Source organism: Pseudomonas mucidolens (assembly GCF_900106045.1).
GTDB lineage: Bacteria > Pseudomonadota > Gammaproteobacteria > Pseudomonadales > Pseudomonadaceae > Aquipseudomonas > Aquipseudomonas mucidolens.
Window position 1 is genome coordinate 4,709,895 of the sequence record NZ_LT629802.1, and the last position, 23,779, is coordinate 4,733,673.

Below are 23,779 nucleotides of genomic sequence, written 5' to 3' on the forward strand. Positions count from 1 at the left end.
AATCACGCAAAGGGACAGCGCTCTCGTGCCCTTTGCGTTTGCAGCAATGCCTTGCCGGGCCTTAGATGCCCAGGCAGAGGTATTTGATTTCCAGGTAATCCTCGATCCCGTACTTGGAACCCTCACGGCCCAGGCCCGAGGCCTTGATACCGCCGAACGGCGCGACTTCGTTGGAGATCAACCCAGTGTTGACGCCGACCATACCGTACTCCAGGGCTTCCGCCACACGGAATACACGGCCCAGGTCGCGGGCATAGAAGTACGAGGCCAACCCGAACTCGGTGTCGTTGGACATGGCGATCACTTCGGCTTCGTCTTTGAAGCGGAACAACGGTGCCAAGGGGCCAAAAGTTTCTTCCTTGGCCACTGCGGCGTTTTTCGGCACGTTGGTCAGGATAGTCGGCTCGAAGAAATTGCCTTGCATGACCTTGCCGCCCGCCAACAGGGTGGCGCCTTTGCTCAAGGCATCGGCGATATGTTCCTGCACCTTGGCCACGGCTTTCTCGTCGATCAGCGGACCGGTGGTGGTGCCCTCTTCCAGGCCGTTGCCGATCTTCAGCTTGGCCACTGCCACTTTGAGTTTTTCGGCGAATGCGTCGTACACCGAGTCCTGAATGTACAGGCGGTTGGCGCAGACGCAGGTCTGGCCGTTGTTGCGGTACTTGGAGATGATCGCGCCCTCGACGGCCTTATCCAGGTCAGCGTCGTCGAACACGATGAACGGTGCGTTACCGCCCAGTTCCAGGGAGACTTTCTTGATGTCCTTGGCGCATTCAGCCATCAGTTGGCGACCGATTTCGGTCGAGCCGGTGAATGACAGCTTGCGTACGATCGGGTTGCTGGTCAGCTCGCCGCCGATGTCGCCAGCGCTGCCGGTGACCACGCTCAGCACGCCTTTCGGGATGCCGGCACGGTGCGCCAGCTCAACCAGGGCCAGGGCCGAGAATGGGGTTTGCGAAGCAGGCTTGATGACCATGGTGCAACCAGCGGCCAGGGCCGGGCCGGCCTTGCGGGTAATCATCGCCGCCGGGAAGTTCCACGGTGTGATCGCAGCGGTCACGCCGATCGGCTGCTTGATCACGATCAGGCGCTTGTCGGGCTGGTGGCCGGGGATCACGTCACCGTAGATGCGCTTGGCTTCTTCGGCGAACCATTCAATGAAGGACGCGGCGTAGACGATTTCGCCCTTGGCTTCGGCCAACGGCTTGCCTTGTTCAAGGGTCATCAGGCGACCGAGGTCGTCCTGGTTCTCGATCAGCAGTTCAAACCAGCGGCGCAGCTTGTTGGCGCGCTCCTTGGCGGTCAGTGCGCGCCAGGCTGGCAGGGCCTTGTCGGCGGCTTCGATGGCGCGGCGGGTTTCGGCGGCGCCCATTTTCGGCACAGTGCCGAGGATTTCGCCTGTCGCCGGGTTGTTGACCTTGATGGTCTGACCGTTGTCGGCATCGACCCAAGCACCATCAATGAAGGCTTGCTGGCGGAACAACTGGGTGTCTTTAAGCTGCATGTCGGCTTTCCTTAACAGCACCGCGCGCACGCGGGGCAAATTAGAGTTTTTGAAAGGCGCCCTTGGGGGCTGCCGTCAGGAAAATCAGTCACTGGGCGCGAGCAAATGATTGCCGCACGGGAGACAGGTCGTTTGAAATCTCAAACGAATCCTAGGATCAATGGGGGTAAAGGACAATAGTATGTTCGAAAAAAAGAACGAGAACGCCGCCACTTTTGGTTTTTTCCGATCAGCGCCGACAAAAAAGCCCCCGCGGCCCTGAGGGCGGCGGAGGCTGCGTTGGCCGTCCGGATTAAGACTGGAACGACTTGAGCACGGTCAACAGGCTGGTGAGGTTATCCGACACACCACCTTGGGCGACCTTCTCGGTGGCGGCGGCGCCAGCGGTAGTGTCGACGCTGTAGATCTGCATCACGCCCTGGTTGGTGGCCGCCTGGGCCAGGGTGTTTTGCTGTTGTTGGGCGGAAACCGAATTCTGGAACAGAATCGCGGTGGCCTGGCCCATGGATTGATAAATGGTGCCCATGGCCATCGCAGGCGCTTCAGCGACCACTTTGACGTTGGACTGGGTGACGGCATCGGTGATTTGCGGACTGACTGTACTCATGGTTGGAACTCCTGGTTTTCTTAAAAGAAACAACATCCGTCAACGCTCAGCCAATCAAGGCTGGAACGACTTCAGTACGCTCAACAGGCTGGTGAGGTTATCCGCCACTCCGCCCTGGGCGACCTTCTCGGTGGCGGCGGCGCCCGCAGTGGTATCGACGCTGTAGATTTGCATCACGCCCTGGTTGGTGGCCGCCTGGGCCAGGGTGTTTTGCTGCTGTTGGGCCGAGACGGAGTTCTGGAACAGAATCGCCGTGGCCTGGGCCATGGATTGATAGATGGTGCTCATCGCCATCGCTGGCGACTCGGCGACCACTTTGACGTTGGTCTGGGTGACCGCGTCGGTAATTTGCTCGTTGACTAGTGGCATGATCAATTTCCTTATTTAAGACACGGAGCATTCCGTGTTAATCAATGAACGTCGCAAAACAGCGAGTGTGAACAGCTCGACATCAACCGTTCGGCCCCTTGTCATTAACGCCGCCCAACTGCCCCAGAGCGCCTTCGATCTGCACGATCAGACCTTCAAGCTGCTTATCGATGGCGGCTTTCACTTCCTGCTGGATCAGTGCCTTCAACCCAGCATCGGCCGGCTTTTCCGCGCCTGATGAGGGTTGTGGCTGCTGCGCCTTGAGCCATTGCTGGATCAACGCTTCCCGTTGCTCGGCGGTCTGGCGCAGCGCTTGCTCACTGGCTTTGGCCTGATCAAGGATCTCGCCGGCACGGGCCCGTTCGGCATCGATCAATTGGCGGGTCTGCGACCGGGCCTGTTCGATGACCGCTTCGGTGGTGCCGTCGAGGGTCTGTGGCTTGCTGCGCAGCAGGGCCTCCAGCACGTGCCGGTCGCCGGGAGACAGCGGCAGGTTGAGGGCTTCGGCCAGGCGGTAGACGTCGGCCACGGGGTCTTTTGGGGATTGCGTCATGTCAGCCTCCTGGACCGCGCCCGGCCCGCTAAAGCCGCACCTCGGTGTTGTCTTGCCAGAAGCCGGCGAAGTAGAAGTCTTTGTCATTGTCGCAACTGACGGCCAACTCCCACGGCGTCATGACAGTCGGCCGCGTGACGAAGATCGGCGCCGGCAGCGGCATGTTGGCCATGCGGTACAGGTTGCCGACCTCGTAGGTGTTGGCGACAAACTGCGAACAGAACGCCGCATCGCCGATCGACACTGATTCGTTGATACGGCTCATGATTCCGGGTTCATAGGCCGACCGGCTGAAGATCGACAGCGCCGCGTTCCACTTGCTGTAACGCCCGCTGATGTCCTTGCTTGCCACGTCACTGTAGAACTGCTCGGCCGCATAGACGGCTGCACGGGCCAGGTCACGCTTGGTGCAGGTGAACACCATCGCCCCGCGCGGCGGGGTTTCGGTGGTCAGGTCGGTCAATTGGATGCCGTCGCCGACGCTTTCGATCACCCGGTTGGCATCCACCGCAATGGCCGCATGCACCACCGGCACATTGGGATCGCCGGTGCCGAAGATCTTGGCCTTGAGCCATTGCCCCGCACGGATAAACGCACGGGGAATACTGGTGGACAGTTTGTCGTCCACTTGCGCCACTGAAAAAACAATATCTCCAGGCTGCATGATGTCGCTCCTCACTCAAGAAAAGTTACTTGCAAATTGCTGTTGCACCGTTCCAGAAGGGTTCTGGAACGCCGTGCTCGATTCAGGCCGCTGGCGCAGCCCGGTTAGCCAAGGTATCGGCGTACTTGGCGATGCTCTGGTCGATCTTGTCGATGGCCACGCTGGCGGCCTCGGCTTCCATCGCGCCGGCGGCGGCGGCCACGGCGGCGGCAGCGCCCACCAGCAAATCGGTGGCCAGCGCGCCCAACGCATCCTCGGCGGCGGCCGGAAGGTTGTCCTTGACGATGTTTTCGGTCATTTGCTGAAGCAGCACGGCCTGGGCCGCCAGGGCAATTTTGCTGACCCCGTCGAAATACCCTGCGGCTGACTGCGCGACCAGCCCGGCGGCCTGGCTGATCATCATGTCGGCCGGCACTGCGATTTGGGCCGGCGCATAGGCGAAGTTCTGCGAATTGGTGAACTGCACGGCCTGGACAATCTGGCTATTGAGTGCTGCCGTGCTGTCCGCAGATGGCGTGCTCGCCTGGTTGAGCAGATGCTCGTTCATGCGTTCCATGATTGAGCGCGAGGCTTTCGCCGCCGGCGCAGGTGCAGGTGCAGGTGCATCAGCCGCGGGTGGTGCTTCTGGAGTGGCGGCTTTCTTTCTGCTGAACCACGACATAATCAGTCCCCCCAGGGCTCAACCCTTCTCGCCAATCTGCATGATCAACGCGACGGCCTTGGAGATAACCGCATTGGAAATCTGGTTCATGGCCTGCTGGCTGTTGACCGCATTTTGCAACGACAAGCCGGCCGAACTGCTCGCCACCTGATACAGCGACGCAATGGCCTGGGCCGGCGCCTCCGCAACCACCTTGACGTTGGTTTGGGTGACAGCATCGGTAATCTGGCTGTTGACCTCTGTCATACATCTCTCCTTGATGGAATCGATCCGGCGAAAATGCCGGTGGTTATCGCGTGAGGCGAAACGTGCTCATTGAACTAGAACGCCGCATCTCGTCGGCTGTGAAAAAGCATCAACGCAAGACCGCTCGCAGCAGTTGCACGCGTTTGCGTACCAGGGGCATGGCGATGTGCAGTTCTGCGGCAATTTGCGGGTAAGGCAGATCATCGACAAAGCGCAGCTCGAACAACCGCCGCTGCAGCGGTGGCAGGTGCGCCACCTGCGCCTTCACCTGCTCCAGGCGCTCGACACGTTCCACCTGCTCGGTGACCGACGCACAGGGCGCGGCAAGCAACGCCTGGTGATCGTGTTGAAGGTCGATCGAATAATCGAACAACCGGCCTTCGCGCTTGCTGCGGCGCAGGCTGTCGAGAAACACGTGGTCCAGCACCAGAAACAGAAACCCCTGAGGATCGCGAATCCGCTCCGGCGAGCGCCGGAAAAACACCAGCGCCTTGATCGCGGTGGCCGCCAGCCACTCTTGCCCCAAGTCCTGGTTACCCCGTGCGCGGCGGATGGCCCTGCGCCTGAGTTCATCCTGTACCGCCCGCCAGCTGGTTTCGAATAACCGGTCATCCGCGCTCACTTGATCCTTGTAGTGAATGGTCGCTCCCATCGCCTGCACTCCCTGTGACTGTTTGGTGAGAGCCCAGTCTGTGGCGGTGCGCCAGGTGACGCTGTTACCTGGGTAACAGAACGACGATTAATTCATCACATAGGCCTTGCGGCGCAGATGATCGAGATCGTTGATGACCATCTGCTCGAGTTTTCCACTGATCAGCCCGCTACGGCGCCACAGCTGCAATTGCACATTGAGCTTGGGACGACTGGTGTTGAGCATCGCGGCCAGCAGCCCCTGATTGGCTGGCAATGACACACAGGGCATGACCATGGTCAGGTCGATTTCATCCATGTTTGCCAACAGAAAACGCGCCAGGCGCGACTCCAGACGATGCAGGCAGACCAACTCCAACAGCTCGATCACCTTGAGCAGACGCGCCATGCTGAGCATCAGCAAGCGCCTTAGAAACAGCGGTTCTTCAAACAACGGAGCGAAATGCCGGCGCCCCAGTTGCAGTATCCGCGTGGCGCCGCTGGCAAAGGTAGAAGCCTCTCGACCGGCCAGCTCGACCATCGCAGCCTCCCCCACCACCTGGCCCGCGCCGACACTGCCGATAATCTGTTCGCGCCCCTCCGGGCCATGGATCATCGAATAGATCCGGCCCTCCACCACCAGCGCGACAAATTCGAGGGGATCATCCTTGAAATACAACAACTCGCGGTCACTCAGAGTACGTTCCACCATATGGCCAGCGATTTGATGCAACAGCGGCTCGGGCAAGCCGCGGAACAAATCGGAACGGGCCAACAATGTTTGTCGCGACGAGCGATCGAGCATCACGGTTCCTTTGGAATGCATGCGTTCACCTGATCTGACGGGAGATACTGCGCACACGGCGCAGACGGGGCTTAAGCCAACAGAGCAAAGCAAACAAAGGGACGTCCGGCCCGGACAGTTGTGAATGCAGACTGCGGATAAACCCGCAACAGCCAGTAATCGCCACGCACGAAACCGGCATGGACGCCCAAGGCCGACATGGGTATGATGTCGCCCGCACAAGCATCCGTAGCTCAGCTGGATAGAGTACTGCCCTCCGAAGGCAGGGGTCGTGGGTTCGAATCCCGCCGGGTGCACCATATAGCAGTCCCGGGCTGTCTCAGACAGTCTACGAAACACCCCAAGAAGCCCGCCCTGTGCGGGCTTTCTTGTTTCTGGCTATCCGTCCCTGTCCACCCCTATAACTTCCCGCCGTGTATGCCCACGTGTATGCTTTCAGATTCCTATAACTGGAGGCATACAGGAAGTGAAGCGCTCTGAAATCAAACGTCGCCCCTTAGCAGACACCACCCTCGCAGGCCTGGAGCCTGAGCACGCTACTTATCGCGAGCAGGACGGGAATGGTCTGTACTTCCGGGTAAAACCTAACGGGCAAAAATCGTGGGAGCTGCGATACAAAAAGCCAGACGGCAAATGGTCTTGGCTGGGCCTCGGCGGCTACCCGGAAATCAGCGGCTCATTGGCGAGACAGAAAGCAGCTCAACTGCGGGAAGACGCATCGACCGGCAAAAATCCATTGGTGAGCAAGCAAGCTCGGAAGGTTGCAGACCAGGTTGCTGCCAACAACACCTTTGAAGCGTTAGGCCGCGAGTGGTTTGAGGCCAGACGCACAAGCTGGGAATCAGGTACATCTCGACGAGTGCTTGGCGCACTTGAGCTTCACGTGTTCCCCGTCTTCGGCAAACGCGTGTACACAGAAATATTGCCCCTGGAATGGATGGAGTTTCTACGCGGCATGGAGCAGAAGGGGATCATTGAACAAATGGGCCGAGTTCGTGCCTTTTGCAAAGAGATCTATGACCTGGCACGCGTAACAGGACGAGCCGTCCACAACCCTCTTGAAGGTCTCAGCAAATTCCTGCAATCACGTAGCGCTGAAAACTATGCACACGTTTCGATTGAAGAACTGCCTGCGCTACTTCGAGCGATCAACTCCTACCCTCACGCAAAGGACGTTCGTATTGGGCTTCGCTTGCTTTCCTTATTAGCATCGCGCCCGAGCGAGATCCGCGAAGCACGCTGGTCAGAAATCGACCTCTCCAAAAAGCTATGGACGATCCCAGCCGAGCGAATGAAACGTCGTCGCGAACATGTGGTGCCTCTCTCTCGACAGGCAATTGAAGCGCTCACTGAGTTACGAACACTGACAGGTGCGTACCCTCTCCTATTTCCAGGCAGGAAAGACAGGACAATCCCCCGTAGCAATACAGTCTTTCTAATGGCGCTCCGCAGACTGGGATATGCCGGTCGGCAAACAGGTCACGGCTTTCGTCACATCGCGAGCACCATACTCAATGAGCAGGGTTTCGATGAGAATCACATTGAGGCCCAGCTCTCTCATGCAAAGGAGGGTATTGCCGGGGTATATAACAAAGCGGTGTACCTGCCTCAGCGTAGAGTGATGATGCAGTGGTACGCCGATCACCTTGATGCCCTAGTGAGTGGAAACGTGGTGCAGGGCCAATTTGGAAAGGCAGTATGAGAGCACATACCCAGCCCCCCTCCAAAACCGGTGTAAATGGTGTTACTCGTGTAACGCCCATGGTCAAACGCCCGGTTTCATTGGCCTCCACGCCTGTTACACAGTTGAGCGACATAGTGTACATCCGATGTAACGCTACCCCTGCGTGTAACGCGCAAGTCAGCGCCCAGGTGCTGCGGGCAGACGTTTTCGCCCGAGCCTGCCAAGAGACTCTCGCTGGTTCCGCCCTTCAAGCGCAGGGCGTGGGACTTTCGGTTACACGGCGGATGAGACCTGGTAATGACTGATCACCAAGTCATATTGCATTCGGCGCTAGGCAGCGGCCTGCTCAAATCTCTCTCAGAACAACCGCTCTATGATCTCTGCCGTGGACAGGTCGCTGACGCCTGCTACCTGATCGACCAGTGCTGGCTGCGCATTCATCGCGACGATATCAATAAAGATCTCGCCGGCATGAAAGATCTCGGCAGTATGTGCATTCAGACGATGATTCATGAGGAGAGCATTTTTCAATATGCCTCCACCGACACCACGGCACGCCTGGCGCATTGGGTACGAATGTACAGCGGTTATTACTCAGTGTCGGAGCGCGATGCTCATGCGGGCTACATCATGGCATGTGCCGTAAAAGCGTTAGGGGCACTAGCCAGTTGGATGCAAATAGCCGATCAAGAGGCTTGGTATCATGTCTCTGAACCTCCTACTGACTGGCCCAAAGATCTGTATTGCCAATTCGTAGCGATGCAGGTCGACCCGGACAAGCACATCGAAGTGCTCGATCAGTACACCCTCTACCTGGAACCGATCACGTCCCTACTCTGCCTAAACAACGATGAACTGAGATCCATCGCCGTGCGAGCGATTGATACCGTTGCCCGCAAAAAGGGCGGCATCATCAGCGGGATGGAACGCAACGATGAGATTAGCCTTCGAGATGCCGCGATAGTTAAACAGGGACGTCACTACCGCGCAGCGGGGATGTCCAAACGCAACGTTGCAACGAAGGTACATGCCTGGCTACAGCGTGAGGTCGCCAAACCTCCAAAACAACGGCCTGATTGGATTGCACTTGAAACCGAAAAACCCCTAACTCGCAAAAGCGTTGAGACCATTCTCAAACGCAACTTGGTGCTGTAGCTAAAATTTCAATCGGATTTCAATTGGAAGTGAACTGCTCACCACCGACCTGCACCTAGATCATTGCTCTCAGTCCTAACCAGTCGAGAGCAAGACCTATGAAAGCCCCTACCGCTGAAATTCCCCGCTTTAACCCACCCACTCCAAGCCCAATGTTTGACGCATCGTCGACATTGATCCGTATGCCCGAGGTCGAGCGGATCGTGGGCATGAAGCGCTCCACCATCTACAAACTCATGCAGCGCACAGATAGCGGCTTTCCCCTGCCCGTCAAATTGAGCGACAGCACCGCTCGCGGCGCGCCCGTAGCTTGGGTTTTATCTGAAATCCAAACATGGGCACGAAGCCGCATAGAGGCTCGCAACCAGGTGGCAGCATGAAAAATCGTGTCGCCAACAAGGCCATTTTGCAGCCCTTTTCTGTACTCAGAACAGTCGGATTCTCATCACGCGGTATGCAGCGTTTTGAACGTTACCGCACAGAGCAAAAACGCCTGAATCGGGACGTGATGGTGATGCGATGGAGAGATGGCATCTGGTGCGCATTGTCAGTTCCCTGCCAATCCCCGCAAGCAATCATCGTCGACGAAGGCCAACAAATTGATGCCTACGAGGATGCGCGCGCGTGCCTCGAAAGCGACCTGTTGCCTTTTGTCTCCCTGCGCTGGGACATCCATGCCTGAAACGAAAACACCCCCCGGCGGCAACCGGAGGCGTTGAGGTAAATCTACATGCCTGATCAATTTATGCCGCCTCGAAAAAATCCGCAAGTGATCTGCACAGTTGCACTTTCAAAAAACGGACGCTACTCTCTGGCCGTCGCTGCAAATTCAGCGACCGGGTTTGGCGACCCGAGTTACTTGGCGCACAGGCGCCCCATCCGACAGCAGGCGCTTTTTTTGTGCCTGCCGTTTCGTGTTATGGCAGCTGTGCGTGGGAGACCTTCGGGTCTGCCGGGTTCCAAGTTCCCGGTTCGCCAACCTGCGCACAGCTGCCACCCTAATTCGTTTGGCGACGATCAGTGGCAGCTCCATCTTCAAACTTGGAGTGTCACCTATGCCTGCCCTCAATCCGTCCAAAATTCGCGCCGCTGCTCATCGAGCTATGGCTCTCGCCGCTTTACACGCCAACTCCAGCCTCGCTACACGCCTCTCCCGTTACAACGCCCATATGTCAAAGGCTCGCGCCCTGGAAGCCGCAGGGGGTGCCCAATGAGCATGCTCCCAGGCTTTGCACTACCCGAAGATCTACTCTGCGTCAGCCAAGACGCCGAAGCCGGTCTGCCTATCGACGCCATCACCTGTGCGCTCGACCGCGCCGACTCCGTTCTCATGCTGCTGGAAGACCACTTAGACGGGGATAAACCCCTGCTCTCCAACCGCGTACTGTCGTCCGTTATTTGGGATGTGCGCGGCACCTTGGGCTTGATCAAAACACTTACCATGTACGGTGATGCCTCATCTGTGCCGATGGGCCAGAAAGGCGGTGCGCTGTGAACTACTCCATTACTCGTGGACGCTCAGAGTTTTCCCCTGCCAACGGTAACGGCCAAAACCTGTTTCGGGTGAATGCCGGTATCCCGCTGGAGGACGCACTTGAAGCCGTCTCCCAGATCCTGCACCACGCCAATCAACTGATCCTCGACGCTGCCATCAGCGATGCGGGCGAGCGTTTTAGTTGGCCCGCGTTCTACCTCGGAGAGATGGCTAAGGCGCTGATCGACGACGTGAACGAGGCGTTGCTTGAGGCGAGGACCACACTATGACTCAGCGCACCGGCAGCAAATCAAAACGCCCGAGCTTCGCTGACGTAAAAAGCGCCGCTCTGAAGAACATCGACCGCGTCCTTACTCAGTGGCTGCCGAACGGCAAACGCGTCGACGGCGGCAAGGAATATACCGCGCCGAATCCGACGCGTACGGACAAACGCGCAGGCTCACTCAAGGTCAATTTGAGCAAAGGCACCTGGGCGGATTTTGCCACCGGCGATAAGGGCGGCGACCTGATCGACCTGGTGCGCTACATCGACGGCGGCACCGACGTTGATGCATGCAAAAAGCTGGCGGACCTGCTCAACGTTTCCGCCGGTTCGGCGAACGCTAAAAGCGCACCGGCCAAGCCCGCAGCGCCGGAGTGGATTGCGATCCAGCCGATCCCGGCCGAGGCCATGAACAAGTGCCCTGCCAAGCACCGGCAACACGGTGTTCCGTCCAAGGTGTGGATCTATCGCAATGCACAGGGCCAGCCGGTCATGGCGCTGTATCGCTTCGACCTGGGCCCCGATAACGACGGCAAAACGAGAAAGGTCTTTGCACCGTTGACCTGGTGCAAACGCTCCGATGAGCAAACAACACAGTGGCGCTGGCAAGGGTTGCCGGAGCCTCGGCCATTACTACGCCTGGATGACCTAGCACAGCGCGCCGATGCGCCTGTGGTGTTGTGTGAGGGAGAGAAAGCAGCTGATGCCGCTGCTGAGCTGATGCCGGACTACGTCGCCACCTGCTGGCCGAACGGCTCCAACTCTTGGCTCAAGGCCGACCTGAAACCGCTCAAGGGGCGCGCTGTGGTGCTGTGGCCGGATAACGATGCCAGCGGCAAGACCTGCATGGACGCCATCGAACTCAAGTTGATTGAGATGGGCACCGCTTCGGTGCAACGAATCTCCCTCGACGTGTTCAAGCTCAAGCCCAGCAGCAAAGGCGGCAAGCCGACACTCGTCAAAGGTGGAAAATGGGCAGACGGCGACGATGCAGCGGACGCATCAGCCAAAGGCTGGACCGCTTGCCACGTAGCCGAGCTGGTGCGCAGCGGTGAGCTTTTCGGCGGTGCCGCTGAGCCAACTGCCCCCCAAGAACAGAAGGCCAAGGCGCCCGCCAAACGCCCCGCGAAATCGAAAAATGATCTGTTGCCGGGCGGCTTTCGCCTGACCGCTGAAGGGGTTTTTTATTCCGGCGATGATGGTGAGGCGCGCCCCGTGTGTTCGCCTCTCGAAATCATCGCTCGCACTCGCGACGACAAGGGCCACAACTGGGGCTTGTTAGTTGAGTTCGATGACCCAGACGGCGCTAAAAAACGTTGGAACATTCCGGCCCGGACCATGACCGGCGACTTCGGCAAAGACGTACTCGGCCCGCTGGTAGACATGGGTCTGCGCCTTGCCGGAAGCCGATCAGGGCGCAACGCACGCAATGACCTGCAAAGCTATCTCGGCGGCTTCGACAGTGCCCAGCGCGCCCGCTTGGTGACGCGTTTGGGCTGGCACGACAACGCCTTCCTTTTGCCCGAACAACAGATCGGCTCGCACGCCGAGCACCTGCATTTTTATGAGGCCGGTGCGCAGCTGCCTCCGATCAGCGAGGCGGGCTCTCTGGAGCAATGGCAAGAGCAAATCGGTGCGCTGTGCGTTGGTAATCACCGCTTGGCGTTTGTCGTCTCTGTGGCCTTTGCTGGGCCTCTGCTGAACATGCTTGGGCATGAGTCGGGCGGCTTCCACCTCTACGGCGACAGTTCCGGAGGTAAGACCACCCACCTGCAAGTTGCTGCATCGGTTTATGGCGGGCCGCGTTTGGTGCGTTCGTGGCGCTCGACAGATAACGCCCTGGAGTCCATCGCCGCTGCACACTCAGACGGTCTCCTGGTGCTGGATGAAATCGGCATGTGCGACCCGCGCATTATTGGCGAGACGGTCTACATGCTCGGCAACGGCACCGGTAAGGCCCGAGCGAATGATCGAGGACAAGCGGGCCGACAGGTGCAGGAGTGGCGCTTGCTGTTTCTCTCGACCGGCGAGAAGACATTGGCGCAGCACATGGCGGATGCAAACAAGGAGCTGAAAGCGGGCATGGAGGTGCGCATGCTTGCGGTACCAGCAGATGCCAGCAAGGGCCTAGGCATGTTCGATGTGCTGAACGGTTTTGAGGACGCTGCCGCCCTCTCCGATGCGCTCAAGGCGCGTGTCGCCAAATACTACGGCACACCGCTTACCGCCTTCCTGCACGCACTGTGTGCTCCTGGGGAAATGCTCAGATGGACGGTGATCGTTCGCCGCACGGTGGAACAGTTCATCACCCAAAACCTGCCCGCCTCGGCCAGTGGACAGGCGCAACGCGCCGCCCTTCGCTTCGGCCTCGCCGCAGCGGCCGGAGAGTTAGCCACCGCCTTCGGAGTCACCGGCTGGCCGGACGGCACAGCCACGACCGCTGCACGTGTATGTCTGCATGCGTGGCTAGCCGAGCGTGGCGGCGCCGGAAATTTCGAGGGCGATGCGATTTTGGCGCGACTGAGACAGGTCATCGAGCGCTTTGGAGAAAGCCGCTTTACCCGCTGGGAATCTGCCGCCGCCAAGATCGATGAACACGGCCCACGCACGATTGATCGGCTGGGCTTTCGCAAGACGATGGAACACGGCATGGGCGATGCCCTGCACACCACCAACACCTACTACGTACTACCGGAAGCATGGCGCTCCGAAATCTTCCGAGGCATGAACCTGAGTGCGGTTAACAAAGAGCTCCTGCGACGGGGCGTTTTAGAGCCTGGAAAGGATGGCAAAGCTTCAACCGCAGTGCGACTACCGGGGTTGGGCTTGCAGCGCTGCTATGTGGTTGTCGCAGTGCCAGAACAAGGTGATCACGGCGCCCAGGCGGCGTAATAACGGCCGCTCCATGAGAAATTCAGGCCCACCTCGGCCTGGCCCGCCAGCGAAGCAAACCAATCAACCTTTCGCCTTAGGAACTCAACATGAACCAGCTAAAACAGCAACAAGCCGCCTTGATTCAAGAACTGGAAACATTGGAAGAAGGCTTGCCACAACTGGAGGCCGAGTGGCGCAATGCACCTAGCGGATTCAGTGCGAATGGCAACGTAATTGGAAGCCCTGAAAGCCGCGAGGCTATGGAAAAATTATCAAGCGTCAAAGCCCGCATAGATGCGATTCCTGGTGAGCTGGCATCAATTGATCGCAAGCTTCAACACCTGGAGAGGCTGGAAAAAATTGGTCAGATCAAAGCTGACGCTATTCAAGCGATGACCGATGCAATCGCTGAGGTCGAAGCGCTGGAACGGAAAAAATCGCACCTGAGCGAGCGATTTCAGACAATTCAATCAGAAGCCGATCAAGCCCTGGAAAAGGCGCAACAAGCCGAGCGCGACGCTGCAACGTCCTACGCCAAATGCCTCGCAAGCGGTGATGCCGAAGGGGAAAAATCAGCAAGCGGCGAAATGCAAAAGGCGGCTAAACAACTGGCAACAACAGACGAGCAGGTCAGAAGGCAAGACCTGATCCTCGGTGCTCTCCAAGTCGAGCTTGATACCCTTGAAGCTCAAATCACGAATGCCCGCCAACGTGGAGATGAAGCCAAGACAGCCGCATTGAGCGCGGTTGGATTTGCATTGGATGAGGAGTGGAACGCGGTGACCGAACAACTGCTCGCTGTAGGCGCACGGTTACTTGCCGTCAGCTACCAAAAAGGCGGAATGGGGGAAGGACTGTCTGGGCTTGAGGTGCCTCGCTTCGGCCCCTTCCATTCGAGACTTGAACGCTCCGATTTCGCAGCGGCGGCTCGCAATATCTCCTTGGAACAACTACTCGCCGCTTGACCCTGAAACAGCCCGCATTCGCGGGCTGTTTATCTCTTTCAATTGCGAGACCTAATTAAAGACACTCAATCTTCGGGAGTCTTCCATGGGTGAACAGCAATTGATGGGAGTTCTTGGTGCTCAGTCAAAGTTAAACTCACATCAATCCAGTCGTAAAAAGCTGGCGCGGCAAGTAGTCCAAGTGCACCCCTCGGTGCGTTCGGTTGCATATCACTATTATTACGATGGGCACTCGCGCGAGACAGTAGCGGGCCGGCATCGGGAAATTTCCGCCACAACTCACCAAGATTTGTCTCATCAAGCGTCTCTTTGGATTTCGCGACAGTCTGCCAAAATTCATGCTCGTCTTGCGGCCGGTTTTTTATTTTCTCCTTCGAGGTAAGTACGTCTTTCGGCAGTGAGATCGAAAGCAGATTAAGCAAATTTGATTGCGTACGCTCCCAATCAATAGATTCGACTAAAGGCAAATAAGACACGAGTTGAAGTGGTGACGGCATTGTTTGAGCGCGAGGTTTACCCTCTAGCATATTATGTGGATCCACGTCAGCGATTACCAACGCCTGATCACTTTTGCTTAAAGCGTCATTTCTATTATTGTAATAAATTCCTTTGGACCAGCCGTGATAAGGGGTTACTTTGGAAAGATAACCCATAGTAGTCTCTTCAGACTTCCAACTTCCCTGCCCTATAAAACAGCTGCCACCAACAAGCGTTTTACCATCTATGCTATTACAAAATACTGTCGTGGTACCTGCCGCCAAGAACCCGGACTGTCCCGCGAACCAATAGTCTGCTGAGCGCGATGTAGCAGCAGGTACGGCAAGAATTGATCTTCGGGCCTCCGCCCCATTACCAGTTATGGAAAGTTTTCCAGATAGGGCTTTAAGATCGTTAAAAACCTCATCAATTTCGGCTGGCCGTCCAAACCGACGCCACATTGCCTTAAGATCCTCCGTCATTTGGATATAATTAGCAGGGCTAGATACTAAGAAAGCCTCAGAACATATTAATTCCAATAGATACTTTAGAGGGAGCTTCGCCTCCGTCAAAAGATGAGTAATAACATCAGCTGAAGGCTCGAAACCTACAACACTTTCTAGCTTACCTGCTAGTTCTCCTGGATTAAATAGAGGCTTTAAAGTTAATGCAGACGGACGGAAAAATTCTTCTAGCGCAACCGAACGATATTTTTTATTCCTGGAAAACTCGAGAACATGTCCACGCTCCAAAGCATCGTAATCTTTATTCCCCCCTAACTTCCTCTTCTTTAGCGACGCAAGAAAGACTTTCGAGGTTGACTTGGGTAAAGGCCAAAGTAAAGTGAGGGGCGCCGACAAATGACTCTCATCCTCCCTGCTGCATATATTCATGTACGTCCCAGCCAAGACCGAAACACCCTTATTAATAATATATGTTTTAAGCCAGTCCACTGTCTCACGCCTTACCGAGTACTCAGGAAGAACAAGCAAGTCGACTCCAAAGTTTTGACACGTATCAATAACGCGTTTAAGAATCGAGCGGCGACGATGTTCCGACCAACTAGGAAGAGTCTCTAATTTTGTCCACTTGTACGCAGTGTCATGTCTTTCCGCGGCCCTCAGCAATCTTCCATATTTTGAATCAGGACTGGCTTTCAAACTCAGAGAAATGGCCTCATTTACCTTTGAATTAAAAGGCCAATGAGTAGGGCAAGTCTCGACAAAAGGATGTTGATACGTCAGATCAAAGTCAGCTTGAAGTAAAGCGATACGAACTAAGCCGCTGGGCTTACATGCTTCACCACGCCGAGTCCACTGCTCTGCTTGCTGCTTTCTGAAAGCACTAGCATCACGGCCTAATTCTTGCTGTATCAAATTCTCCAAGGGAGCATTCGCATTGTCCGCAGGATCAGGTTTTAAATCTGAGGCTAAACCTTCAATCAATTCATCTACTACAACTTCCTCACCGCCAAGACCATCAGAATTCGAAGAAGATGTTTGCGGCGATGAAAAATCAGATGACGAGTCACTAATGATGGGCTCAACTACTACATACTCAACAACTCCAACATCACTTTTATTTAAGTTTGATGTGGAACTACTCCCATCTAATTCCTCTATCACCTCGACCTGAAGGGGGGGTTCAACATTCGGTTTAATAATGGCTATTGAGGCAAATGGTTCACCAAGCGCAGAGACCGATAAGAGCCTACCGCTCTCTCGATCAAAAACTTCCGACCAAACTCGTAGAAAGCGGCCATCTTGAGTTATTTCTTCGATGTGTTTAGAGAACTTAGGGAATTGAGAAATCATCCACGGAGTAACATCCCTAACGCCATTTCTTGAGTCGGTAAAGCGCTTAGTCTGAGGATTGTAGCCATAAGACTTTTCAATAACCACTATAGACTCAAAACCGAGCTCTTCGTCTAAATTTTTAATTAGCAAAATGACTGACTCTAATAACTCCAGACTGAGCAATTCCAGGCAATGGTCACTCAGCACTTCAAACGGCCACTCCAGAAGCGACTCCGCCTCGTCATCATGATAGTCAATTGAAGCTAGCGCTTTAGCAGTAGTTTTTAGTTGCTCATATAGTGACTCAGATAACCGCTCCAAATTGTCTTGAGCCAGTCGATGACCAATGTGCTGAACTAGCCTACGACACTGCTCGGTCAATAAAACTCTGCCGTTTGATTGAAACGTATTGCCAGAAGGTATTTTTTCCTCCAAAACATGTGTCGGGGCGGAAGGTATTTCCCAAGCATCTGGAAAATCAAAGCTCTCATATCGTTCGAATGCCCCATGGCTTCGTAATGAAGCGATGATCCCTTCAAAAGCGACAGTAACACCTGCGCTCACAACACCCGCACGCAGCGCCTTCCATGAAGGAATTTCAGTAACCGGAGATTCGGTAGAAACAGAAAATAATCGTTTGGCAAAACAGAGTAGACCAAAAAGGTCACGCCTTATACCAGAACCTGCCTCATCACTTGTTGCAAGCACTTGACTAACCGATAGAGGCAAACGGCTTAGTACTTTGTTTGCTAACGACGCTAAGAATGATGCGACGTCACTGCATTTCCAGCTTTCGCGAAATGCCAAGTACATGCCTGCAGACTCTGCCTCAGCTGCAAGAACATAGAGAATAGGATCGAGAGAACCCTCTACTTGCTCTGGAAACGTTTCTAACAAACGAAGCGAGCGACTTACAGTAGCTGGCAACACCCCATCATCACCTCGTCGTTTACTTATTTGTGAGTCAGCATACGCGCCTCTAAGCTTCCGAAGTTGCGCACGAAGGACGTATCGAGCTGGGCTCGCTAATGCCACAGTGTCGAGCGTCACGTCGGACTCCGCATCGCCAAACTTGGAGACGTCATCGTAAAGTCCTAAATAATCTGAAATAGCAACGCCAACTCTCCACAGACTGGCTTCGTAGATAGGAACTTCAGCCGTACGCAAAGCTCTTCCACCATCACGCACAAATGCTCTGTTACCAAGTTCATCGCGCGATACGCCCTCTGCGACCAGGTAATACATTTGCTTATTTAGATCAGTTGCAATGTATGGCCATGCTGGAACCAGCTCTTTACCTTCGTTATTCTCAGCATAGGAAACCACTACTTGTGCAACGGACCTAAATAACTTTGCAGCAAGCTTCAAGGTCTCTGTTGTCACACTGATATTGACTGGCAAAACACGTTCGCGCAAACTAATATAATTCTCTTTCGCCAAGTCGCTTTTTAATCTAGAAAGCGAACCCACTAGTGGCAGAGGCGTCCATTCAGTGCTCATTAGTTGAACAACACCAGCATTATCGGCGCCGATGAAAGCAGGGTTGGTATCTACGGAGGAAAAGTCGAGAGCCTCAATTGCATTCACTAATACCGTTCCATCTTCGCCCGCTTGACTTCCTAGGCATGACAAAAGACGATCAGTTTTAATACCAGGCAGGGGCGGAAGTATGAGTCGATTCACTAAACTAGCGGACGTATCGCTCCATATGAGATGATTACGTCGACTTAAACATATTGGGAGTCTCTCTTTCGGAACAATACTAACAATAGTTTGCAAAGCAATATTTATTGCCGACGACTGACTTGCATTGTTCAGAAGCCTAGAATGCATACCGCTTCCCGGTAGCATCGCAATAAACACATCGGCAGCGAAACCTGAAATTGTGCCCTTACGCAAATGATCTTCAGTCGAAGCAACAAAAGGAATCAGTGGATCTTCTTCTGATTGTGCCGCATCTGAGAGCAATGCAACAGCTTCGTGCATCCACTCAAATGGCTGCCAGACTTGTACTAACTTAGAACGCTCAACATGCAAATGAGCTTCCGAGCGCTTATGCTTCCCCAAAAGCCGGGCAGCTTTCCAACGGACGAGTTCCAATCGCACATCCAGTTGATGCTGAGGGCCTGGGGTTGAATTAAAAACATAAACTTCAAATTCCTTAGTTAAAACTAAATCAGCAAGCCACGCAATACGGCATCTTCTTAAAGCATTCTCTTCAGCGGAAAGCTCAGCAACATCGCGCGCTTGCTTATCAATTAAATGCTCCAAACCTTCCAAAGAAAATAATACAGGTGATTCCCATTCATTACTCTCAGGTCGAAGGCTCCAAGCTGCATCGTAAACACAACTATCCCAAGTATCTAAATACTGCGATAGAACATCAGAAGCCCTAACGCTCGTATCAAGATGCTCTACAGCAATTGAGTACCAGATTAATCTTGAAGCTTTAGGAAGTTCAGACGCACGAAGATCCGATGCCTGAAACGCTGTTTTGACAGTTTGAATCAGCGTTGACTTAGAAGCTTTGTACAGTTCTACGTTATGAAGTAAGTGCAGTGCTGACTGACGATCAGTAGCCGGGGCGGCCGACCAAAAATCCCAGCCCGACTCACCGTCACCGACTAAAGGCGGCTCCCATGCTGGTCCGTAGGCAGCTAAAGCCCTACCTTCATTAATATAAGATGCGAAGTCCTCAGCGCTCATCGCAGGAATCTCTTCAGCCTTTGCAAGGAGCGTGAGTTCAAGTTTACGAGCACATCGATCTACAGCCTCCCTTAAGTTAGCCAGCGTCTCCGGATCACCTGCGAGAAGTACGATATCATCTACATATCTAGCATAACCCGCACGAGTAGAGTCAGTATTAACAGATGACATGAAGCGAAATGCTTCCTCATCGACAGGAAATAAAGCTACTGAACCAATCCAGGCCGATAGTACAGGCCCCTGCGGAATACCCATTAAAGGATCGGTTTCTTCCAAAACACCTGTATCGGGCCTTGTGTAATTTACACCAAATAGATGTTCATCAAGCCTATCAAGAACAAATGCTGCTTTGGAAGCAGCAGTTGGTTCTGGCATATCAAAATTAATTAGCTTTGCGAAATCTGGAGTATTATCAGAGACTGAGGCTATTGCTGATTGAAGCGGTGCTAACAATCGGTCGCGAACGACATATCGCCGAAGACGATCGTAGTATCGTTTTACATCTAATCTTATAGAGTAAACATATCCAATTTCTGTAGCTTGCTTGGTCAAGGATGCCATAAAATCGCGCCAGCACTCGGCATATGGTCGATACATACCTTGGTCGGTGGCGGGCTGACGTCCCTCAAGAACATCCATGTCGATCTGATAAGCAAAACTTAGGGTTTGTGACGTTAATGCCTCGCCGTCTCCACCGCCTTTAACATCGAAGCCAGTGGTAATTGTCCTGCGGCCTTCTCGATAGTAGCGAACAGCAGGTATTCTCATGCTAAACGGAGTATCCGTGAAACCTTCATGATCCCAACGCTCAGTGAGAATTTCATTCAACACATATTGTTGAATTATCAAGTCCTCAGGGAGAGGCATAATTTTTAATCTATATTCTGCCCCACCAAAAGACCTAGGCACCCAAACCGCATTGTAAGGACCGATAGGACCGCTAGTTGTAGCGCTTTTCAAACGATCGATTAACAACGTGTTAAACGCGGTTGCGGCAATATCTAATCGTTCCCATCGAGGCTCATCACACGGAAGTTCACCTCGTCTAGACCCCATATATGCAAGTATGCGAGAGTGATTAAGACGTGCACCTGAGTCGTTAAGGAAATCTTCAGAGTAAGACTTATAAATCTCAGAAGCAGACTCACTTATGAAGCTCAGCCACTCTGTAAACGCGGGAATCCGAACTGATGAGTCATTTTCTAAAAGAGATCCCTGCAGAAACTCTCTGGCGTCTGCCCCAATGGACTTTTCGATCAGATTAAGCGCCTGGCTGAAAGCTCTAAACCTACGAGTTCGTGGAGCGGAAGCCCACACACTTGCAACTAACACGTCCTCAGCAGTGACACTAAAGGAATTTGCAAGAATGGAAAGTTGGGGAGGATATGTTGCATTCTGTAGAAATGTTACTACCGACTCAACTGCTCTAAGCTCCAGATAGTCGTTTGGGTCTTTTCTATCTCCGATGCTAACGCCAATCTCAGTAAGCTGCAGATCTGTTGGCCATAAGAAGGCACACTCAACAGGGGCATTCAGAAGTTTCAGGCAAGCATCTGCTGCGCCTCGCAATCCAGCCTCATCTCTATCAAAACTAACTACGACTGTTAAACTCGCAGTTTTTGGCAACGAATGGCTTAAGGATTGAAGTAGTCCAACCTGGGCTTCGCTAATTGAGCTCCCCATAATCGCAACTGCGGGAAACCCAAGGCTTTCAAAGCGAAGCGCATCAAGAAATCCCTCACACAAATAGATTACGAGCTTTTTATTACCTTTCTTCGCCTCACTTCTCACAAGTTTGAATGCAAAATCTGCTCTATATAAAACGGTTGACTTAGGAAACTCACGCGTAAATTGGTACTTTGGTACTGTTGATTCAGAAGAAACTCCCGAAACCCGACCTGCCAAACCTAGCAACTGACCTTTTTCATCATGAATCGGAAATATTACTCGATCAGCGATAAAAAAGTCACTATACCCATTTGTTGATTCACTGCCGGAGTTGAACGGCAAATGCATTTCGGCTGTTACTCCCGGAATCAACTTTCGGATAAGAAACGCGTCCTCTAAATCCCCAGCATATTCACGTTTAACAGATCTATTTTTTTCTGCATCAAGCGTTCGAGATAGGAAGTTTCGCGATGCGTAAATAAACCCGGCACGCTTTATAACTGCAGCATCGAGGCGACGTTCTTTTATCCAAGCATCAAGTGCAGCCTGATCCGATCCCTTTTTGTATAAATTATATCCAAATTGGAGCGCTGAAAGATCGACTTTAGGAGCTACACTATTTTTCTCAGTGACTTTACTTCTCCCACCAGTACGTACAACCGACGCACTAGGGTCTAGCCACTCGACCGCTTGTTTGAAGCCAACGTTCAGCCGTTCCTTAACTAGATCAATACAGTCGCCATTTGCACCACACGAAAAACAATAAAAATGCTGCCTTCCTTTATCCCGCCTAGCGTCGATTAGCAGAGAAGGCGTTTTATCATCATGAAAAGGGCAGAGGGCTTTAAATTGATTAACAGCCGTTTTCTTGAGAGTCATACCTAGACGATTGGCTATATCTTCAATAGAAACGTTTTGAAGCAATTTTTCGTAGTCAATCCTAGGCAATTTCTTTCTCCCTCTTTTATCCATAAGAAGTGGATACGTAAGCTATCCACTCGCGGCATTGCTACACAGGAAAACTTCCCAACTTTAGTGCAGTGCTCTTAACGTCTTATTTCTCGATGTTTACTGCGTAATTTTCGGCGTGTGTGGACGTCAATAGGGCAAAGGCCTCACAAACAATCATCACTCCCCAAACCGTACGCTTCCCAGCTTCACCCTTGTGATCACAGGCACCTTTCAGCGCAGGTCAGCTATAAATCATTTGGATCATCTCACCCCGCTCGTTTTCTCACAAAAAATATATGGGTACTCAGCCAATACTTTCGTCTATTTGACATGTCAATTGACTGTCGTGGACAAACACTCCAGCTTTGATCTGGACAATTCAACGCTACGCCGGCGAGCTTAGTTACACGGCATCCGAACACGCTTAAAGTTGGCGTCACTCTTATTTAAGCCAATAAATTCAATATGTTATGGTGATCCCTCCCCTATTGGGCCTGTTACCTAGCTTTTCAGCGCGGACCTCCCAGCGCCCTTGCTACTGGGCACCTTCAGCGAAAGATGGTTCTCCTGCAGCTTAAAAGAACTGATCTGGGCCGCGTAATGCATGCATGAAGCGACGGGGTAGGAAATCCGAGCGATCGAGTTAGCTATAGTCTTTCCTACGAAATTTGACACCCATTACCATGGTTGACGCCATGCAGGTGTTCACTATCAACGACAGATACAGCCACCTTTACCGAAGCTGTAACGATGGCCTTTTTTCTTCAAAATCCTTTCAATTTCAATGATTGAAATTTCAATAACTTCCAATTCCTCCCACTAACTCGATCCCGCGGGTTTCATGCCCCGTGTAACGCGAAACCTCTCAGGGTCCCCAGCGTGATTTCCTGTCATCGAGAGGCGGAGCAAGCGAAACTCGCTTGGTAGGCTGGAGCGCAAAGCGCCTGCCCACGACATCTAGCTGCTGACGTTAGCGTTACACGCACGGGCAGCGTTACATCCGATGTACGCGATGCCTCTCAACTGTGTAACAGGCGTGAAAGCCAATGAAACCGGGCGTTTGGTGAAGGGCGTTACACTCGTAACACCAGTTACACCAGTTTTGGAGGGGCTGGGTGTGTGCGCTCGTGCTGTCTTTCCAAATTGGTCCAACACCACATTGTTTGCCTCTAGTGAATCAAGATGGTCGGCATGATTTCTGATCACCAGGTGGTGAGGACAGCTGATATGCAATGCCACTGGCTCGAGGTAGATTGACTACCTGACAAAACGGCGAGAAACCATCATGGAAGACACCCCTTTGCTTGCGTCATTACTCAAGCGCATGAATGAAAACCAACTGGCGCTGGGGGCAGCTATCGAGGAGCTGTCAAACTGGGTTGAGCAAAGAGGATCTACGGAAGTGGCACAGAACATTCGAGGGGCACTGGATACCCTGGATGAAAATGCAGGATTCATCACCCTTGCGCTCGCCTCACTGGCGGCAGAAGGTCGAACGAAGAAGTAACGACTCACCTGGAAGGCACCACATCAGTAACCATTTGGTGTTGCTTTACCCTACGGGGATACCACGAAAAAAGTGGCCAGAAGGAAGCGCCGTGTATGCCCACGTGTATGCCTAACTGACTCGCTATCAAACGCACCCAACGAATACGGGGCTCTGACCCTCCAGTTCAAACGACGCCGGGCCGCCAAATGATTTCAGTA

Annotated in this window: 19 protein-coding genes and 1 tRNA gene; 10 read left to right on the forward strand and 10 right to left on the reverse strand. The window is 53.7% G+C overall.

Translation table 11 applies throughout. From position 1 onward, the window contains the following. Window positions 1–61: 61 nt before the first annotated feature. The 9 genes from gabD to BLU75_RS21715 form a co-directional block, all read right to left on the reverse strand. Window positions 62–1,504 carry an NADP-dependent succinate-semialdehyde dehydrogenase gene (gene gabD / locus BLU75_RS21675; protein ID WP_090221557.1) on the reverse strand — a complete coding sequence of 481 codons (1,443 nt, stop codon included), beginning with the start codon at window positions 1,502–1,504 and terminating at the stop codon, window positions 62–64. Window positions 1,505–1,796: 292 nt separating this feature from the next. After that, window positions 1,797–2,111: a RebB family R body protein gene (locus BLU75_RS21680; RefSeq protein ID WP_084381392.1), complete on the reverse strand. Its 315-nt coding sequence runs from the start codon at window positions 2,109–2,111 to the stop codon at window positions 1,797–1,799. Between the two features lie 54 nt (window positions 2,112–2,165). Beyond that, entirely contained in the window at window positions 2,166–2,480 is a 315-nt protein-coding gene (locus BLU75_RS21685; protein ID WP_084381393.1) for a RebB family R body protein, read from the reverse strand. An 82-nt stretch (window positions 2,481–2,562) separates the two neighbouring features. Further along, on the reverse strand, window positions 2,563–3,033 hold the full coding sequence (locus BLU75_RS21690; protein WP_084381394.1) for a hypothetical protein: 471 nt from the start codon (window positions 3,031–3,033) through the stop codon (window positions 2,563–2,565). Window positions 3,034–3,061: 28 nt separating this feature from the next. After that, complete coding sequence (locus tag BLU75_RS21695) at window positions 3,062–3,697, reverse strand: hypothetical protein (RefSeq protein WP_084381395.1); 636 nt, start codon at window positions 3,695–3,697, stop codon at window positions 3,062–3,064. A gap of 82 nt (window positions 3,698–3,779) precedes the next feature. Continuing rightward, window positions 3,780–4,358 (reverse strand): hypothetical protein, encoded by a 579-nt coding sequence (locus BLU75_RS21700; protein WP_084381396.1) that lies wholly within the window; start codon window positions 4,356–4,358, stop codon window positions 3,780–3,782. Window positions 4,359–4,376: 18 nt separating this feature from the next. Next, complete coding sequence (locus tag BLU75_RS21705) at window positions 4,377–4,604, reverse strand: RebB family R body protein (RefSeq protein ID WP_084381397.1); 228 nt, start codon at window positions 4,602–4,604, stop codon at window positions 4,377–4,379. A 109-nt stretch (window positions 4,605–4,713) separates the two neighbouring features. Next, a complete protein-coding gene (locus BLU75_RS21710) occupies window positions 4,714–5,256 on the reverse strand; it encodes an RNA polymerase sigma factor (RefSeq protein WP_090221558.1) in 543 nt (180 codons plus the stop codon). 87 nt (window positions 5,257–5,343) lie between these two features. Continuing rightward, the gene (locus BLU75_RS21715; protein WP_084381399.1) at window positions 5,344–6,060 is read right to left on the reverse strand and encodes a Crp/Fnr family transcriptional regulator; all 717 of its coding nucleotides are present in this window, start codon (window positions 6,058–6,060) and stop codon (window positions 5,344–5,346) included. Between the two features lie 201 nt (window positions 6,061–6,261). Here BLU75_RS21715 and BLU75_RS21720 point away from each other — a divergent pair. The 9 genes from BLU75_RS21720 to BLU75_RS21760 all read left to right on the forward strand — a co-directional run bounded on the left by BLU75_RS21720 (window position 6,262) and on the right by BLU75_RS21760 (window position 14,474). Next, window positions 6,262–6,338 (forward strand) — tRNA-Arg (locus tag BLU75_RS21720). 167 nt (window positions 6,339–6,505) lie between these two features. Next, window positions 6,506–7,741, forward strand: coding sequence for a tyrosine-type recombinase/integrase (locus BLU75_RS21725; protein WP_034136437.1), 1,236 nt, complete (start codon window positions 6,506–6,508; stop codon window positions 7,739–7,741). A gap of 279 nt (window positions 7,742–8,020) precedes the next feature. Further along, window positions 8,021–8,878, forward strand: a complete 858-nt coding sequence (locus BLU75_RS27995; protein ID WP_231982587.1) for a hypothetical protein — start codon at window positions 8,021–8,023, stop codon at window positions 8,876–8,878. 98 nt (window positions 8,879–8,976) lie between these two features. Beyond that, a complete protein-coding gene (locus tag BLU75_RS21735; RefSeq protein ID WP_084381400.1) occupies window positions 8,977–9,258 on the forward strand; it encodes a helix-turn-helix transcriptional regulator in 282 nt (93 codons plus the stop codon). Next, window positions 9,255–9,560: a hypothetical protein gene (locus BLU75_RS21740; protein ID WP_058426344.1), complete on the forward strand. Its 306-nt coding sequence runs from the start codon at window positions 9,255–9,257 to the stop codon at window positions 9,558–9,560. Before BLU75_RS21735 ends, BLU75_RS21740 begins: the two co-directional genes overlap by 4 nt. Window positions 9,561–10,088: 528 nt before the next feature. Beyond that, a complete protein-coding gene (locus BLU75_RS21745; protein WP_017846196.1) occupies window positions 10,089–10,373 on the forward strand; it encodes a hypothetical protein in 285 nt (94 codons plus the stop codon). Next, window positions 10,370–10,642, forward strand: a complete 273-nt coding sequence (locus BLU75_RS21750; protein WP_058426346.1) for a DUF3077 domain-containing protein — start codon at window positions 10,370–10,372, stop codon at window positions 10,640–10,642. The genes BLU75_RS21745 and BLU75_RS21750 overlap by 4 nt, the downstream gene beginning before the upstream one ends. Next, on the forward strand, window positions 10,639–13,527 hold the full coding sequence (locus tag BLU75_RS21755; RefSeq protein ID WP_084381401.1) for a DUF927 domain-containing protein: 2,889 nt from the start codon (window positions 10,639–10,641) through the stop codon (window positions 13,525–13,527). The genes BLU75_RS21750 and BLU75_RS21755 overlap by 4 nt, the downstream gene beginning before the upstream one ends. Before the next feature lie 89 nt (window positions 13,528–13,616). Beyond that, on the forward strand, window positions 13,617–14,474 hold the full coding sequence (locus BLU75_RS21760; protein ID WP_034136431.1) for a hypothetical protein: 858 nt from the start codon (window positions 13,617–13,619) through the stop codon (window positions 14,472–14,474). Window positions 14,475–14,539: 65 nt separating this feature from the next. Here BLU75_RS21760 and BLU75_RS21765 read toward each other — a convergent pair whose 3' ends face one another. Then, window positions 14,540–22,069 (reverse strand): CHC2 zinc finger domain-containing protein, encoded by a 7,530-nt coding sequence (locus BLU75_RS21765; protein ID WP_172832083.1) that lies wholly within the window; start codon window positions 22,067–22,069, stop codon window positions 14,540–14,542. A 1,288-nt stretch (window positions 22,070–23,357) separates the two neighbouring features. Here BLU75_RS21765 and BLU75_RS21770 point away from each other — a divergent pair. After that, window positions 23,358–23,579: a hypothetical protein gene (locus BLU75_RS21770; RefSeq protein WP_003187522.1), complete on the forward strand. Its 222-nt coding sequence runs from the start codon at window positions 23,358–23,360 to the stop codon at window positions 23,577–23,579. Window positions 23,580–23,779 lie beyond the last annotated feature (200 nt).